The following is a 14523-nucleotide window of genomic DNA, read 5'->3' as shown; positions in this document are numbered from 1 at the left end:
GTGGGGCCCGTCCCTTGGGACCGAACCCCGGGGACCGACCGCACCATGGTGTTGCTCCGGGGCCGCCGGAGGGTGCGGTCCCGTCCCGCGACCGGGCACGGGCCGGGGACCGGATATCCGTCGGTGTAGGAGAGATGCAGGCCGGCGGCGTGGGGACCGGACCGCAGGATGGGGACCATGCCGGTCCGGGCGGACCGGTCCCGGCCCCGGAGCGGGACCAAGAGCCCGGTCCCGCTCCCTTGGTCCTCGACGTGGGGACCGGTCCCCAGGATGCGGGCATCGCCCGGGGGGACCGTGCGGCAGGGGACCGTGGCTCCCGAGAGACCGACGGTCCCGTGGGGACCGGACAGATACAGGGCGGGACCGTGGTCCCGGACGACGGTGCGGGGGCCGGGGACCGTGGAAGCGCCGGCGGCGGGGCGGCGGAGGACGGGGCCGTACTGCTGGACGAGGTGCGGGCGGCGATCGGCCGGTACGTGGTGCTGTCGAGCGAGGAGGCGCTGACCGCGGTCACGCTGTGGGTGGCGGCCTCCCATATCCAGCCCGCCCTGCAGCACGCGCCGCGTCTGGCGGTGGTCGGGCCGACCAAGGGGTGTGGCAAGTCCCGTGTCCTGGACGTGCTCCACGAGACGGTGCACCGGCCGATGATGACGGTGAACACCTCCCCCGCGGTGGTCTTCCGCGTCATCGGCAAGAACCCGCCGACGCTGCTGGTGGACGAGGCCGACACCATCTTCGGCCCCAAGGCCGGCGACAAGGAGGACCTGCGCGGTCTGCTGAACGCCGGGCACCAGCGCAACCGGCCCGCCTGGCGGATCTCCGGGCCGGAGCACAAGCCGACCGCGTTCCCCACCTTCGCCATGGCCGCGCTGGCCGGGATCGGCGACCTGCCCGACACGATCATGGACCGGGCGGTCGTGCTCCGCATGCAGAAGCGCAAGCCCGGCGAGCGGATCACCCCGTTCCGCTCGCGGTACTCCGTGCCCGAACTGAACGCACTGCGCGACCGGCTGACCGCCTGGCTGACCCCGCTGCGCGGCACGGCTGCCGCTCTGGTGCCGACGATGCCGGTCGAGGACCGGGCCGCGGACACCTGGGAGCCGCTGGTCATCGTCGCCGACCTGGCCGGCGGCCACTGGCCCACCAGCGCCCGTACCGCCTGCCTAGCGATGACCCGGCACGAGGCCGTCCAGGACGAGCAGACGACCCTGAAGACGCGACTGCTGCGCGACATCCGCCGCATCTTCGAACAGGAGGGCAACAAAGAGGCCCTGCGCTCGCAGGACCTGCTCGCCGCGCTGCTGACGGACGCCGAGTCCCCATGGCCGGACTACGGCTCCAAGGGGCTGAACGCCTACCACTTGTCGGCGCTGCTCAGGGACTTCGGCATCCGCCCGGCCAACTACCGCTTCGAACAGGGCCGTCAGGCCAAGGCATACGCCCGCAACCAGTTCCTCGACGCCTGGGCCCGCTACTGCCCCGACCCCACCACCGCTCCCGCGCAGCCGGCCCACGCAGGTGGGCACGAGTTCATGCCCGCACGTCCGGCCCCGGGTAAACCGCCCACTCCTCCGGCCGGGTCGCTGCCCATCGGCCTACCCGGCGCCACCGGCCCCAAGCACGCCCGCTGACCCGCCTCCCTCTGGGACCGTCTCAGTCCGTCCCATCCGTCCCCGCGCAGGTCAGCGCGGGGACGGACTTCCTCGCCGCAACGGATCGATCCGTACCTGCATGCCGGTCCGTACCTGTCCTGACCAGCCATGGGACGGATGCGACGGACGTGACGAAGCCCTGCCCACACACCACTGGAGCACGACTGTGCACGATGACCCCGCAGACGACGCCCCCTTCCGCCCCCGCGGAGAGCTCCTCGGGCCCGCCCACCGAGCAGCAGCAAGGTATGCCGTTGGACCGTCCAAGGGCCGGCCCAACGGGAGTCCCGCCCCGGGGGTGGCGGAGATCCTCGGGCACCAGGGGGCGCCCGAGGAGGAACAGCACGCCAAGGCCGCGACCGTCGTCCTGCCGCGCGCCGCCGAAACCGCCGTCCTGCACCGCATCGCCCGTCGCCGCAAGCGCAAAGACACCCAGCGCAAGGAACGCGTCGACGTGCGCTACAGCGTCGAAGAGAAGACCGCCATCCTCGCCAGGGCCCGGTCGCTCAACATCGCCGGCGCCCACTACGTGGGCGCCGTCGTCATGGCCCACATCCACGGCGACCTCGCCCTGCCAGGCCAGCGCACCCCGCTGGACGACTACATCGACGAGCTGACCGCCCTGCGTGAGCAGGTCGCCAAGATCGGCAACAACGCCAATCAGATCGCCCGGAAGCTCAACTCCGGCGGCCATCCACGTCCTGGGGATACCGCCACCCTGGCCCAGACCGAACGCACCCTGGGCGCGGTCCGGGCTGCCATCAGCGAGATCGCGACAGCCGCGAACCAGACCGTCACCACCAAGGCCGCCCGGTGATCGCCAAGATCAGCAACGGCAAGGACACCGCCGGCCTGATCCGCTACCTCTTCGACACCACGAAGGCCAAAGACCACACCGACCCCCACCTCGTCGCCTCCTGGGACGGCTTCGCCCCCGACCCCGGCCGCACCGACGACTTCACCGCCACAAGGAAGCTCCTGGTGGCCGACCTCGACCTGCGCGTCAAGCAAGCCCGCCGACTCGGCCGAGCACCCGAGCGGCACGTCTGGCACTGCTCCCTCCGCGCCGCCACAACCGACCGCCACCTCAGCGACGAGGAGTGGGCCGACATAGCCCGCCGCGTCGTGGCCGCCACCGGCATCGCGCCCCAGGACGACCCGGACGGCTGCCGCTGGGTCGCCGTCCGCCACGCCCCCGACCACATCCACATCGCCGCCACCAAGGTCCGCGGCGACCTACGCCCCGCACGCCACTGGAACGACTACCTCACCGCCGACCGCGAACTCGCCACCATCGAGAAGGAATACGGCCTCTTCCAAGTCGTCCGCGGAGACCGCACCGCCGCCAAGCGCCCCACCCGCGCCGAACAGGAAAAGGCACGCCGCCAAGGCCAGAGCAAGCCGGCGCGCGAACGCCTGCGCGCCATCGTCCGCACCGCCGTGGCCGCCACCACCGGCACCGAGGAGTTCATCCGCCTGCTCAGCGACACCGATGGCGTACTGGTCGAAGTCGTGTACTTCCCCTCCGGCGACGTGCGCGGCTACAAGGTCGCCAGCGAAGACACCACCACCGCCGGCAAGGAACCCGTCTGGTTCTCCGGCTCCGAACTCGCGCCGGACTTGTCCTTCCCCAAGATCCGAGCACGCCTGGAGGCCGTCGGCCCGCAGCCGACCATCCAGCCGGGCAGGCGCAGGCCCAACCCTTGGCACCAGGCCACCGCCGCCGCCGAACGCATCCCCCAGCACCTCATCGGAAGCGACGACCGAGCCTCCCAGGCCCACCTCGCCGCCTTCGGTGAAGCCCTCGACGCCCTGCCCCTCCTCGCCGCCGCACCCCTCCGCGCCCAGCTCCGCGCAGCAGCCTCCGCCTTCGAGCGCGCCACCCGCTCCCGCATCCAGGCCGAACACCACCATGCCCGCGCCCTGCGAGGCGCCGTACGGGCGATGCTCCGCGAGCCCGCACCCAGGGACGGCACGGCTCTGGCGATGTTCCTCGATGCCGCGATCCTCGTCGCCATCGCGGCCACCCGCTGGCACCAGCTCCGCCACCACGACCAGCAGGTCGCCGCCGCCCAGCAGACCCTGCTCCACCTCCAAGCCGCCTACGACCAGGCAGCAGCCGCGCCCCTGGCCGCCCTCATCCAGCGCCGACCGCCCCAACAGACAGTGGACCGGCACATCCGCCACATCCGTCGAGCCGTACCTGAGCACGCGGAGCAGCTCCTCGAAGACCCCGCTGTCGACGCCCTCACCGCCGCACTCGCCGAAGCGGAAGCACTGGGGCACGACCCGGAGCGGCTCCTCAGGCAGGCCGCCGACCAACGTGCCCTGGATGACGCCCGCTTCCCCGCAAGGACCTTGGCCTGGCGTATGCAGCGCTTCAGCGCACGGCCCGCGCTCAGCTCACGCGCCCGCGCAGCCCAGGCCCGCAGCGAAGCACGGCCCGAAGAGACACCACAGCGCCCCAACACGCCGACCCACGAAGCAGCCGCGGCCTCGCTCCCGCGCCCGCCCCAGGCACGGCGGCGCTGATCACGATGGCACAGACAGCCTGGAAGCAAGCAGCTCCAGCACTCCCTCCCAGCGGTACCGGTCGGCCCCGCCGCCGGCCTTCGGCCGGTGAGGCTCGTAGGAGCCGATCAGGACGCCCATGGCGGGCGCCTCGTGCAAGATGCCCAGCGCGAAGTTACCGAACCGACGTCCCAGTGCCGCTCCTGTGCCGCGGTGATCAGCAGGCCGACGTCGGCTGCGACCCCGGCCGCGCAGGCCACGATCCGGAGGAACGGCTTGTCGTGCTGATCACTCGCGCGGGGCACTCCTACTTGGCGGCTGGCATGTGCACGTGCGGCTCGGGCAGGGTCTCAGCCGACGCGAGTCTCGCCGTCGGTGTAATGGCCCAGCAGATCACCCAGGGCGGAGCGGCTGAGGATCACAGGTGACCGGCCGAGGTCCTTGGAATCGCGCACCGCCGAGTATGCACCGAGGTCGGCGATCTCCACGCAGTCGTTGGCGCCTCCGCTGTAGGAGCTCTTGCGCCAGCGCGCCTTGTGAAGGTCCTCTGCGCGGGGGCGGCGGGGCGGGGTCGTGCTCATGGTTCGAGCTCCTCGGCAGTGCGGGTGAGGTGGGTACGGGTCTCGGCCGGGCTCAGGGCAGAAGCCCTGAGCTGGTCGAAGATGTCCGTGTAGTTCTGGATGTCGCTCTCGGACTCCAGGTACACGGAGTTGTTGGGATTCTCCAGCCAGACCAGCGGGGCCGTGGGCTGGGGGAACTGGAGTCTCCTTGATCATCAGATCCGCCGTTGACCAGACACTCCCACCAACTGCCGCCGGCGCTGTCCGCATAACGGTTCCATCGGGGCATCAGCCGGGTCCGCCCAGCACGATCTTCCATACTCGGGTCGCCACCTGGAGGTTGAGCCGGTCCTCGACGTTCGCGAGGTCGTTGCCGCTGATGTCGCGGATGCGCTGGAGCCGGTAGCGCAGCGTGCTGCGATGGATCGCGAGGGATTCGGCGGTCTCGTCGTAGTTGCCGCCGCAGTCGAAGTACCGGGTCAGGGTCTCCACCATGGTCGCGTGGTGCAGGGAGTCGTAGTCGATGAGCTGCCCGATCCACTCGTGGACGAACGTCTCCAGTTCCCGGTAATCGTTGCCGGGTCCCAGGATGCGGTAGAGGCCAAGCTCGTCGAAGAACGTCGTGCCGTAGCGCTCGCGGGAGTGGCGGCGCACTTCCAGGGCGCGCTGCGCCTCCTGGTAGCGGTGGGGGATGTCGTCCACGGAGTCGGAAGGGGCGCTCACCCCGATCGTCCCGGACCGTGTCCCGGTCTCCCGGGCGAGCGCCTCGTACAGCGCGCGGGCGTGCGGCCTGTCGTCGGCGACCAGGACCACGTGGTCGGAACGTCGGGTCAGCAGCGCGCGCATGCCCACGGCAGAGGCCGCCCGGCCCACGGTTTGCGCGAAGGAATCGTCCGCAGTCCGGTTCGACCACTGCACCACGACGATGTAGTGGCTGCGGTGCAGGTCGTGTCCGACTGCCTCGGACCGAGCGTAGGCGCTCGCCTCGTCCGTCCCTGCCAGGAGGTCGTCGGCCAGTTCGCGGTGCAGCCTCAGCTCCACTTCGGCCAGATTACGCAGGTGCGCCAGCTCCAGGGCGAGCGACATGGCGGCGTGTTCCAGCGCGAGCACGGTGTGCTCGTCGGCCTCGTTCCGGGCATCGACCAGGGCCAGCACGCCCAGGATCTCGCCGTGCGGGCGGACCAGGGTGATCAGCCGGTCCTTTATCCGCACCGGCCCGACCTCCCGGGCGACGGCGTGCAGCATTTCTTCCTGGCGCACGGGGTCCGGTTCCGGATAGGGGTCGGGGCGGCTGGGGCCGGTCCAGGACCTCAGCCGACCGAAGCGGTCCTCGACCAGCGCGGGGAGTCCGGTGAGCCCGTGCAGTGCGCGGGTGATGGCTTCCTCGCCGCCGCCCGAGGCAGCGATGTCGACCATGAGCGCGTGAACGGCCCGCAGGTACCCCAGCTCAGCCACGACGGAGATCAGCTGCCGCTGGAGGGCTGTGCGTTCCGCCCTGAGCCGGTGCAGCTCCAGCGCGTCCTCGCGTTGGCGGCGGTGTGCGAAGGCGACTGACAGTGCAGCAGCGGTGTGCCGGACGAGCATGGCGAGCAGGGAGCGCTCGGCCTCGGTGGGCCGGGAGCGGGACGTCACCACGAGGTAGCCGTGGAGTCCCTCACGTCCGCGCAGCCCCAGGGCCCGGCCCCAGGGCCGGCCGGGTACGGTCACAGGGCCGTCGTGCCCGGCCAGCTCCCGCACCCTGCGGGCCACGGTCAAGTCATGGATCTGCCCGACCCTCGGGCTGGGAACCAGGTCGCCGTCCACCCTGAGGTATCCGGCCTCGGCGCTGTATGGCCCTGCGGCGGCTATGTGGTCCATGGCCAGGCGCAGGATCTCGCCTTCGTCCCGGGTGTCGAACAGGGCGCGGGAGAGCGCCATCAGTGCGTGGAGGGCATGGTCGGCCGGGATTGGAACGGGTGGGCGGGGCCCTCTCCGCGCGGCCGTGAGCTGCCGCCCGGCGCTGCCCCGCGGAAGGCTGCTCTCCCGGTCGGAGCGGCGGCGGTACAGGTGGTGCGCCCGGCTGCCGGCCATGGGATCACTCCGTTCTCGCCGAGCCTTCAGGGGGCGAGCGGTGTTCCGGGTACCCGCTCGCGGGCCGGCTCATCCGAGATGTTCGGATTCTTCCTCTCGTGCTCGTGGGGCGACCGGACCCGTGCATTTCTGACTCGCCAGGCGCAGGCGTGGAGCCACTCGGCTGGCCACTCTGGGGAGTGTTCGGAACCCTCCGTGCGCACCGGCAGGAAGGACTGGGCGATGACCGAGCAGCATCGCAGGCCGGTTGCCTCGTACGAGACGTACGGGGAAGCCGAACGCGCCGTTGACCATCTCTCCGACCATGGGTTTCCCGTGGAGAGGGTGGCGATCATCGGCCAGGACGTGCGCCTGGTCGAGCAAGTGATCGGCCGGATGGGCTACGGCAGGGCCGCCCTTCACGGAGCGGCGAGCGGTGCGCTCCCCGGTGTCCTGATCGGCTGGCTGTTCGGCCTTGTGAACTGGCTCGACCCCGTCGTCTCCGTCCTGCTCCTCGCCTTGTACGGGCTGATCTTCGGAGCGATCGTCGGCGCGCTGTTCGGCATGCTGCTGCACGCCCTGCAGGGCGGTCGCCGGGATTTCGCCTCGCTCCGCTCGATGCAGCCGAGCCGGTACGAGGTCGTCGTGGACGAGGCGGTCGCCGACGAGGCTGTACGGCTGATCGGCGCGCTGCAGACCACCGGCGGAGGTCCCACTCGTACCTGAAAAACGTGATCCGGAAAGTCGGCGCAGGCGCCGGACCGGGAGGAGTTCCTCATGGCGAAGGCAGTGGGCATCGACCTGGGCACCACCAACTCGGTGATCGCCGTGTGGGAGGGCGGCGAGCCGTCCGTCGTGCCCAACAGCGAGGGCAACCGCACGACACCGTCCGTGGTGGCCTTCACCGACACCGGCGAGCGTCTGGTGGGCCAGCTGGCCCGGCGCCAGGCGATCCTCAACCCGAAGGGCACCATCTACTCGGCCAAGCGGTTCATCGGCCGGCACTTCGACGAGATCCCCGACGAGGCCAGGGCGGTGGCGTACGACGTCGTCGAGGGCGACGGCGGGGCGGCCCGCTTCAAGGTGCGCGACAAGCTGTACGCGCCTGAGGAGATCAGCGCCCAGGTGCTGCGCAAACTCGCCGACGACGCCTCCAAGCAGCTGGGGGAACGGGTCACGGAGGCGGTCATCACGGTACCCGCCTACTTCAACGACGCTCAGCGCACCGCCACCAAGGACGCCGGACGGATCGCGGGACTGGAGGTGCTGCGGATCATCAACGAGCCGACGGCGGCCGCCCTCGCGTACGGCATGGACAAGAAGCAGCACGAGACCGTCCTCGTCTTCGACCTGGGCGGCGGCACCTTCGACGTGAGCATCCTCGACGTCGGCGACGGCGTGGTGGAGGTGCGCTCCACCGCCGGCGACAGCCACCTGGGCGGCGACGACTTCGACCGGCGTCTGGTGGATTACCTCGCGGACGACTTTCAGAAGGAGAACGGCATCGACCTGCGCAAGGACCCGCAGGCGCTGCAACGACTGTTCGAGGCGTCGGAGAAGGCCAAGACCGAGCTCAGTTCGGTGACGCAGACGCAGGTCAGCCTGCCGTTCATCACCGCCGACGCCTCGGGCCCCAAGCACCTCACCAACTCGATCATGCGGTCCACGTTTGAGCAGATCACCGGCGACCTGGTGGAGCGTTGCCTGGGACCGCTCCAGCAGGCACTGGCCGACGCCAAGGCCGGCGAGAGCGACATCGACGAGGTCATCCTCGTAGGCGGCTCCACACGTATCCCGGCGGTCCAGGCCCTGGTCCGCCGGCTGACCGGCGGCAAGGAACCCAACATGAGCGTCAACCCCGATGAGGTCGTGGCCCTGGGCGCCGCGATCCAGGCCGGGGTGCTCAAGGGCGAGGTCAAGGACGTCCTGCTGCTCGACGTCACACCCTTGTCGCTGGGCATAGAGACGCGCGGCGGAGTGATGACGAAGATCATCGAGCGGAACACCACCATCCCGGTGCGCCGTACCGAGACCTTCTCCACCGCCGAGGACAACCAGCCGGCCGTCGATGTGGTGGTCCTCCAGGGCGAGCGCGAGCGGGCCGCCGACAACCGGGTGCTCGGCCGGTTCCAGCTCACCGACATCCGGCCGGCGCCGCGGGGCGAACCACAGATCGAGGTCACCTTCGACATCGACGCCAACGGCATCCTCAACGTCAGGGCCCGCGACCGGGACACCGGCAAGGAGCAGGGCATCACCATCAGCGAGAGCTCCAACCTGGACCGCAGTGAGGTCGAACGCATGGTCCAGGAGGCCGAGCGCAACCGGGGCCAGGACCAGGCACTCCGCGAGGCCGTCGACGCCCGCAACGAGCTCGACGCCGTCGCGTACCAGGTCGAGAAGCGCCTCGCCGAACTGGGTGACGCAGCGCCCACGCACGAGAAGGCACGCGCCGAGATGCTCGTGTCCGACGCCCGGGCGGCGGTCAAGGAAGAGGCGGGTGTGGAGCGCGTGCGGCCCCTGGCCTCCGAACTCCAGCAGGTGCTCGCCGGGCTGGCGGCCCATCAGGCCGCCGCCACGGGCGGTTCCGGCCAGGACGCCACCGGGGGCGGCGCGACCGGTGGCCCGAGTGGCGGTGGCGGTGACGACGACGTCATCGACGCCGAGTTCGACAAGGACTGAGGTGCGCCATGCCCAGCCACCCCCAGGAACCCGACCGGGCCGCGTCGGATCCGGTCGAACCGGTCCCGGAAGGCGCCGTACGCCCTCCTCGCGGGGATTTGCCGCAACCGGGCCCGCCGCCCCGGCCGGAAGCGGCGCACGACGAACCGGGACCCGACGCCGCCGGCCCCGCGCCTGCCGAGGACGAGTACACGACCGCGATCCAGGAACTGGAGGACCGCTGGCGGCGCGCGCTCGCCGACCTCGACAACCTCCGCAAGCGCCACGCCAGGGAACTGGAGCGGGAGCGGACGGTCGAGCGTTCCCGCACGGCCGCCGCCTTCCTGCCCGTCCTGGACAACCTCGAGCTCGCCCTGACCCATGCCGGAGCCGACCCCGGCGCGATCGTGGAGGGCATCCGGGCGGTCCACGACCAGGCGGTGAACGTCCTCGAACTGCTCGGCTACCCGCGGCACGCGGAGACCGGCGTCGCCTTCGACCCGGCCCGGCACGAGGTGGTCGGCGTCGTCCAGGACCCCGACGCCCCACCGGGAACCGTCGTCGAGGCGCTGCGCCCGGGCTACGGGGACGGCGAACGGCAGCTCAGGCCCGCCGCCGTGACGGTCGCGAAGCGGGAGTGACCGGTCATGGCACGGGACTTCTACGAGGTGCTGGGCGTGTCGCGGACCGCGAGCCAGGACGAGATCCAGCAGGCATATCGCAAGCTCGCCCGCAAGTACCACCCCGACGTCAACAAGGACCCGGGGGCGGAGGAACGCTTCAAGGACCTCAACGAGGCATACAGCGTCTTGTCGGACCCGAAGACCCGGGCCCGTTACGACCGCTTCGGCGAGGACTTCCGCAAGATCCCCGAGGACTTCGACGAACGGGTCGCGGCCGGAGCGGGCGGCGGCTTCCGCGCTCGGAGGACCGCGGGCGCGGGCGGCCCCCGCGTCCGGTACACCACCGGCTTCGGCGACGACTTCGCAGCGGAGGGCATCGACATCGAGGACCTGCTCGGCTCCATGTTCGGAGCCGGCGCCGCCCAAGGCGGCGTCCCCGGAGCGGACCAGGAGGCCGAACTGCCGCTCACCGTCGAGGAGGCGTACCGAGGCGGCCGTCGCACCGTCACGCTCGCCGGTCCCACGGGGCAGCCGCGGCGGTACGAGGTCGTCGTGCCGCCGGGCGTCACCGACGGGCAGCGCATCCGGCTGGCGGGGGAGGGCGGCCGGGGCAATGGTGACGCCCCCGCGGGCGACCTGTACCTGCGGGTGCGTATCCAGCCCCACCCCCGGTTCCGGCTGGACGGCCGCGACGTGTACGTCCAGGTCCCGGTCGCCCCCTGGGAGGCGGCCCTGGGTGCGACCGTGCCGGTGCCCACCCCCGGCGGCGGCACGGCCAAGGTCACGGTGCCCGCGGGCTCGTCCAGCGGCCGGCGGCTGCGGCTGCGCGGCGAGGGCATGCCGAACCCGCGCGGCGCGAACGGCGACCTGTACGCCGAACTCCGCGTCATGGTGCCGCCCGCCCTCGGCGACCGGGAGCGCGAACTGTTCGAGGAGCTCGCCGCCACCTCCTCGTTCGACCCCAGGAGGACGCGATGAACGACCGACCCGCGGGAGCGGCAGGCATCGGCCGGGACGGCGTGGGCGCCCGTCCGGTACGGACGGGCGCCCACGTCACCGCCTCGGCGACTGTCCGGTACGCGCTCGTGCCTGTCCCCAGGCTCTCGTTGGACGCCGTGGCCCGTCGCTCGGGCCTCCACCCCGATCTGATCCGCCGGTTCGTCGCCCTCGGCCTGGTCGACGCCGAGCGCGATGCAGCGGGGCACCTGGTGTTCGACCCCACGGCGCCGGCGGTCCTCGCCCGCATCCAGCGGCTGCGCTCCGGACTCTGCCTCAACTACGCATCCATCGGCCTGGTGCTCGACCTGCTCGACCGCATCAGCCTGCTCGAAGCCGCACTGCGCGACCGCGGCACGAGGAGTGAAACACCCCCATGGACATGAACCGTCTCACCCAGAAGTCCCAGGAAGCCCTCCAGGAGGCCCAGACCGCGGCCGTCCGCATGGGACAGACCGAGGTCGACGGGGAACACCTGCTGCTCGCACTTCTCGATCAGGAGGACGGTCTGATCCCGCGGTTGCTGCAAGAGGCCGGCACCGAGCCGAAGGAACTGCGCGCGGCCGTGCGCGAGGAACTCTCCCGCCGCCCGAAGGTCACCGGCCCCGGCGCGGCACCCGGCCAGGTCTTCGTCACCCAGCGCCTCGCCCGCCTGCTCGACGCGGCCGAAAGGGAGGCCAAACGCCTCAAGGACGAGTACGTGTCCGTGGAGCACCTCCTGCTCGCCCTGGCTGAGGAAGGCTCTTCAACCGCCGCCGGGCGGCTGCTCAAGGAGGCCGGCATCACCCGGGACTCGTTCCTGAGCGCGCTCACCCAGGTCCGAGGCAACCAGCGCGTCACCTCGGCCAACCCCGAAGTGGCCTACGAGGCTCTGGAGAAGTACGGCCGCGATCTCGTCGCCGAGGCCAGGGACGGCAGGCTCGACCCGGTCATCGGCCGGGACGCCGAGATCCGCCGCGTCACCCAGATCCTCAGCCGCAAGTCCAAGAACAACCCGGTCCTCATCGGCGACCCCGGCGTCGGCAAGACCGCCATCGTCGAGGGTCTCGCCCAGCGCATCGTCCGCGGCGACGTGCCCGAAGGACTGCGCGACAAGACTGTGTTCGCCCTCGACATGGGCTCCCTGGTCGCCGGCGCCAAGTACCGCGGTGAGTTCGAGGAACGCCTCAAGGCCGTGCTCAGCGAGGTCAAGGCCGCCCAGGGGCGCATCCTGCTCTTCGTCGACGAACTGCACACCGTCGTCGGCGCGGGCGCCGCCGAAGGGGCCATGGACGCGGGCAACATGCTCAAGCCGATGCTCGCCCGCGGCGAACTGCACATGATCGGCGCCACCACCCTCGACGAGTACCGCAAGCACATCGAGAAGGACGCCGCCCTCGAACGCCGCTTCCAGCAGGTGCTGGTCGACGAGCCGAGCGTGGAGGACACCATCTCCATCCTGCGCGGACTGCGCGAACGCCTGGAGGTCTTCCACGGCGTGAAGATCCAGGACACCGCGCTGGTCTCCGCGGCCACCCTCAGCCACCGTTACATCACCGACCGGTTCCTGCCCGACAAGGCCATCGACCTCGTCGACGAGGCGTGCGCCCGGCTGCGTACCGAGATCGACTCCATGCCCGCCGAACTCGACGAGATCACCCGCCGCGTCACCCGCCTGGAGATCGAGGAGGCGGCCCTGTCCAAGGAGACCGATCCCGCCAGCAAAGCCCGCCTGGAGGAACTGCGCAGGGAACTGGCCGACCTGCGCGGCGAGGCCGACGCCAAACACGCCCAGTGGGAGGCCGAACGGCAGGCGATCCGCCGCGTGCAGGAACTGCGCCAGGAACTGGAGCAGGTCCGCCACGAGGCGGAGGAGGCCGAACGCGCCTACGACCTCAACCGCGCCGCCGAACTCCGCTACGGCCGCCTCCAGGACCTGGAGCGCCGACTCGCCGCAGAGGAGGACCAACTGGCCGCCAAACAAGGGCAGAACCGGCTGCTGCGCGAGGTCGTCACCGAGGAGGAGATCGCCGAGATCGTCGCCGCCTGGACCGGCATCCCGGTCGCCCGCCTCCAGGAGGGCGAACGCGAGAAACTGCTGCGCCTCGACGAGATCCTGCGCGAGCGCGTCATCGGCCAGGACGAGGCCGTCAAGCTCGTCGCCGACGCCATCATCCGCGCCCGCTCCGGCATCCGCGACCCTCGCCGCCCCATCGGCTCGTTCATCTTCCTCGGCCCCACCGGCGTCGGGAAGACCGAGCTGGCCAAGACCCTCGCCCGGGCCCTGTTCGACTCCGAGGAGAACATGGTCCGCCTCGACATGAGTGAGTACCAGGAGCGGCACACCGTCAGCCGGCTCATGGGCGCACCGCCCGGATACGTCGGCTACGAGGAAGGCGGCCAGCTCACCGAGGCCGTACGCCGCAAGCCGTACTCGGTTGTGCTGTTCGACGAGATCGAGAAGGCGCACACCGATGTCTTCAACACCCTGCTGCAGATCCTCGACGACGGCCGCATCACCGATGCTCAGGGCCACACCGTCGACTTCCGCAACACCGTGATCATCATGACGTCCAACATCGGCTCCGAGCACCTCCTCGACGGCGCCACCGCCGAGGGTGAGATCAAGCCGGACGCCCGCGCCCTGGTGATGGGCGAGCTGCGCGGGCACTTCCGCCCGGAGTTCCTCAACCGCGTCGACGACATCGTGCTGTTCAAACCGCTCGGTGAGCGCCAGATCGAGCGGATCGTGGAGCTGCAGTTCGACGAGCTGCGGCAGCGGGTCGCCGAACGCCGCATCACCGTCGAACTCACCGATGCAGCACGCGAGTTGATCGCCCACCAGGGCTACGACCCGGTGTACGGGGCCCGGCCGCTGCGGCGCTACATCTCCCACGAGGTCGAGACACTGGTCGGACGCGCCCTGCTGCGCGGCGACGTCCAGGACGGCGCGACGGTCCGCGTCGACGCCGAGCACGGAGAGCTGGTGGTCACCTACGACCAGCAGGAGGGGGCCCGGGAAGCGAGGGCGGCGTGAACACCACCCGGACGACGACGGTGACCTGCCCGAAGTGCGGGCGCGGCAACCGGATTCCCGTGGCCGCCGAGGGCCGCCCCCAATGCGGCCACTGCAAGCAGCCCCTGCCCTGGATCGTCGACGCGGGCGACGACGACTTCGCCGAGGTAGCCGACAACGCCACCCAGCCCGTCGTCGTCGACCTCTGGGCCACCTGGTGCGGCCCCTGCCGCATGGTCAGCCCCGCCCTCGAACAGGTCGCCCGCGACCTCGCCGGACGGATCAAGCTCGTCAAGGTCGACGTCGACAAGAACCCGCGGCTCAGCCGGCGGTTCGAGGTGCAGGCGGTGCCGACCCTGCTCGTCCTGGACCAGGGCGAGACGGTCGCCCGGCAGGCCGGGGCGGCACCCGCGCACGTCCTGCGCTCGTGGGTCGAGCAGGCGATGGCGAGCCGGCAAACCACTGCAGGAGGGTGA

Annotated in this window: 12 protein-coding genes and 2 pseudogenes; 10 read left to right on the top strand and 4 right to left on the bottom strand. The window is 71.1% G+C overall.

Annotated elements, in window-relative coordinates; all coding sequences use genetic code 11:
• Positions 1-365 precede the first annotated feature (365 nt).
• The 3 genes from AC6F7H_RS10820 (at position 366) to AC6F7H_RS10810 (ending at position 4184) form a co-directional block, all read left to right on the top strand.
• Positions 366-1631, top strand: coding sequence for a DUF3631 domain-containing protein (locus AC6F7H_RS10820; RefSeq protein ID WP_500761743.1), 1266 nt, complete (start codon positions 366-368; stop codon positions 1629-1631).
• A 319-nt stretch (positions 1632-1950) separates the two neighbouring features.
• On the top strand, positions 1951-2469 hold the full coding sequence (gene mobC, locus AC6F7H_RS10815) for a plasmid mobilization relaxosome protein MobC (RefSeq protein WP_500756773.1): 519 nt from the start codon (positions 1951-1953) through the stop codon (positions 2467-2469).
• Positions 2466-4184: a relaxase/mobilization nuclease domain-containing protein gene (locus AC6F7H_RS10810; RefSeq protein ID WP_500756772.1), complete on the top strand. Its 1719-nt coding sequence runs from the start codon at positions 2466-2468 to the stop codon at positions 4182-4184. The genes mobC and AC6F7H_RS10810 overlap by 4 nt, the downstream gene beginning before the upstream one ends.
• Here the strand turns inward: AC6F7H_RS10810 and AC6F7H_RS10805 are convergent.
• The 4 genes and pseudogenes from AC6F7H_RS10805 to AC6F7H_RS10790 form a co-directional block, all read right to left on the bottom strand.
• Positions 4185-4468, bottom strand: a pseudogene (locus AC6F7H_RS10805) (hypothetical protein).
• A gap of 45 nt (positions 4469-4513) precedes the next feature.
• On the bottom strand, positions 4514-4744 hold the full coding sequence (locus AC6F7H_RS10800) for a DUF397 domain-containing protein (RefSeq protein WP_500756771.1): 231 nt from the start codon (positions 4742-4744) through the stop codon (positions 4514-4516).
• Positions 4741-4914, bottom strand: a pseudogene (locus tag AC6F7H_RS10795) (Scr1 family TA system antitoxin-like transcriptional regulator); the annotation flags it as partial. The gene AC6F7H_RS10800 and the pseudogene AC6F7H_RS10795, both read right to left, overlap by 4 nt.
• A 97-nt stretch (positions 4915-5011) precedes the next feature.
• Positions 5012-6793: a PucR family transcriptional regulator gene (locus tag AC6F7H_RS10790; RefSeq protein ID WP_500756770.1), complete on the bottom strand. Its 1782-nt coding sequence runs from the start codon at positions 6791-6793 to the stop codon at positions 5012-5014.
• A 222-nt stretch (positions 6794-7015) separates the two neighbouring features.
• On the opposite strand from AC6F7H_RS10790, the gene AC6F7H_RS10785 reads away from it, so the two are divergent.
• Genes AC6F7H_RS10785 through trxA form a run of 7 tightly spaced genes read left to right on the top strand, consistent with a single transcriptional unit; the run spans position 7016 to position 14523 of the window.
• Positions 7016-7498: a general stress protein gene (locus AC6F7H_RS10785; RefSeq protein WP_500756769.1), complete on the top strand. Its 483-nt coding sequence runs from the start codon at positions 7016-7018 to the stop codon at positions 7496-7498.
• Between the two features lie 51 nt (positions 7499-7549).
• Positions 7550-9454: a molecular chaperone DnaK gene (dnaK, locus tag AC6F7H_RS10780; protein ID WP_500756768.1), complete on the top strand. Its 1905-nt coding sequence runs from the start codon at positions 7550-7552 to the stop codon at positions 9452-9454.
• 8 nt (positions 9455-9462) lie between these two features.
• Positions 9463-10074 carry a nucleotide exchange factor GrpE gene (locus AC6F7H_RS10775; RefSeq protein ID WP_500756767.1) on the top strand — a complete coding sequence of 204 codons (612 nt, stop codon included), beginning with the start codon at positions 9463-9465 and terminating at the stop codon, positions 10072-10074.
• A gap of 6 nt (positions 10075-10080) precedes the next feature.
• Entirely contained in the window at positions 10081-11034 is a 954-nt protein-coding gene (locus tag AC6F7H_RS10770; protein WP_500756766.1) for a DnaJ C-terminal domain-containing protein, read from the top strand.
• Positions 11031-11438 carry a chaperone modulator CbpM gene (locus AC6F7H_RS10765; RefSeq protein ID WP_500756765.1) on the top strand — a complete coding sequence of 136 codons (408 nt, stop codon included), beginning with the start codon at positions 11031-11033 and terminating at the stop codon, positions 11436-11438. The genes AC6F7H_RS10770 and AC6F7H_RS10765 overlap by 4 nt, the downstream gene beginning before the upstream one ends.
• Positions 11429-14068 carry an ATP-dependent chaperone ClpB gene (gene clpB / locus AC6F7H_RS10760; protein WP_500756764.1) on the top strand — a complete coding sequence of 880 codons (2640 nt, stop codon included), beginning with the start codon at positions 11429-11431 and terminating at the stop codon, positions 14066-14068. The genes AC6F7H_RS10765 and clpB overlap by 10 nt, the downstream gene beginning before the upstream one ends.
• Entirely contained in the window at positions 14065-14523 is a 459-nt protein-coding gene (gene trxA, locus AC6F7H_RS10755; protein ID WP_500756763.1) for a thioredoxin, read from the top strand. The genes clpB and trxA overlap by 4 nt, the downstream gene beginning before the upstream one ends.

The organism is Streptomyces sp. MMS24-W38, assembly GCF_059889265.1.
This window is presented reverse-complemented; position numbering and strand designations above follow the sequence as displayed.

What these genes read in the sequence shown, in the direction of transcription:
- clpB (WP_500756764.1), top strand. Translation starts at nt 11,429, where the DNA reads ATGGACATGAACCGTCTCACCCAGAAGTCCCAGGAAGCCCTCCAGGAG.
- AC6F7H_RS10790 (WP_500756770.1), bottom strand. Translation starts at nt 6,793, where the DNA reads ATGGCCGGCAGCCGGGCGCACCACCTGTACCGCCGCCGCTCCGACCGG.
- AC6F7H_RS10765 (WP_500756765.1), top strand. Translation starts at nt 11,031, where the DNA reads ATGAACGACCGACCCGCGGGAGCGGCAGGCATCGGCCGGGACGGCGTG.
- dnaK (WP_500756768.1), top strand. Translation starts at nt 7,550, where the DNA reads ATGGCGAAGGCAGTGGGCATCGACCTGGGCACCACCAACTCGGTGATC.
- AC6F7H_RS10775 (WP_500756767.1), top strand. Translation starts at nt 9,463, where the DNA reads ATGCCCAGCCACCCCCAGGAACCCGACCGGGCCGCGTCGGATCCGGTC.
- AC6F7H_RS10800 (WP_500756771.1), bottom strand. Translation starts at nt 4,744, where the DNA reads ATGAGCACGACCCCGCCCCGCCGCCCCCGCGCAGAGGACCTTCACAAG.
- AC6F7H_RS10785 (WP_500756769.1), top strand. Translation starts at nt 7,016, where the DNA reads ATGACCGAGCAGCATCGCAGGCCGGTTGCCTCGTACGAGACGTACGGG.
- AC6F7H_RS10770 (WP_500756766.1), top strand. Translation starts at nt 10,081, where the DNA reads ATGGCACGGGACTTCTACGAGGTGCTGGGCGTGTCGCGGACCGCGAGC.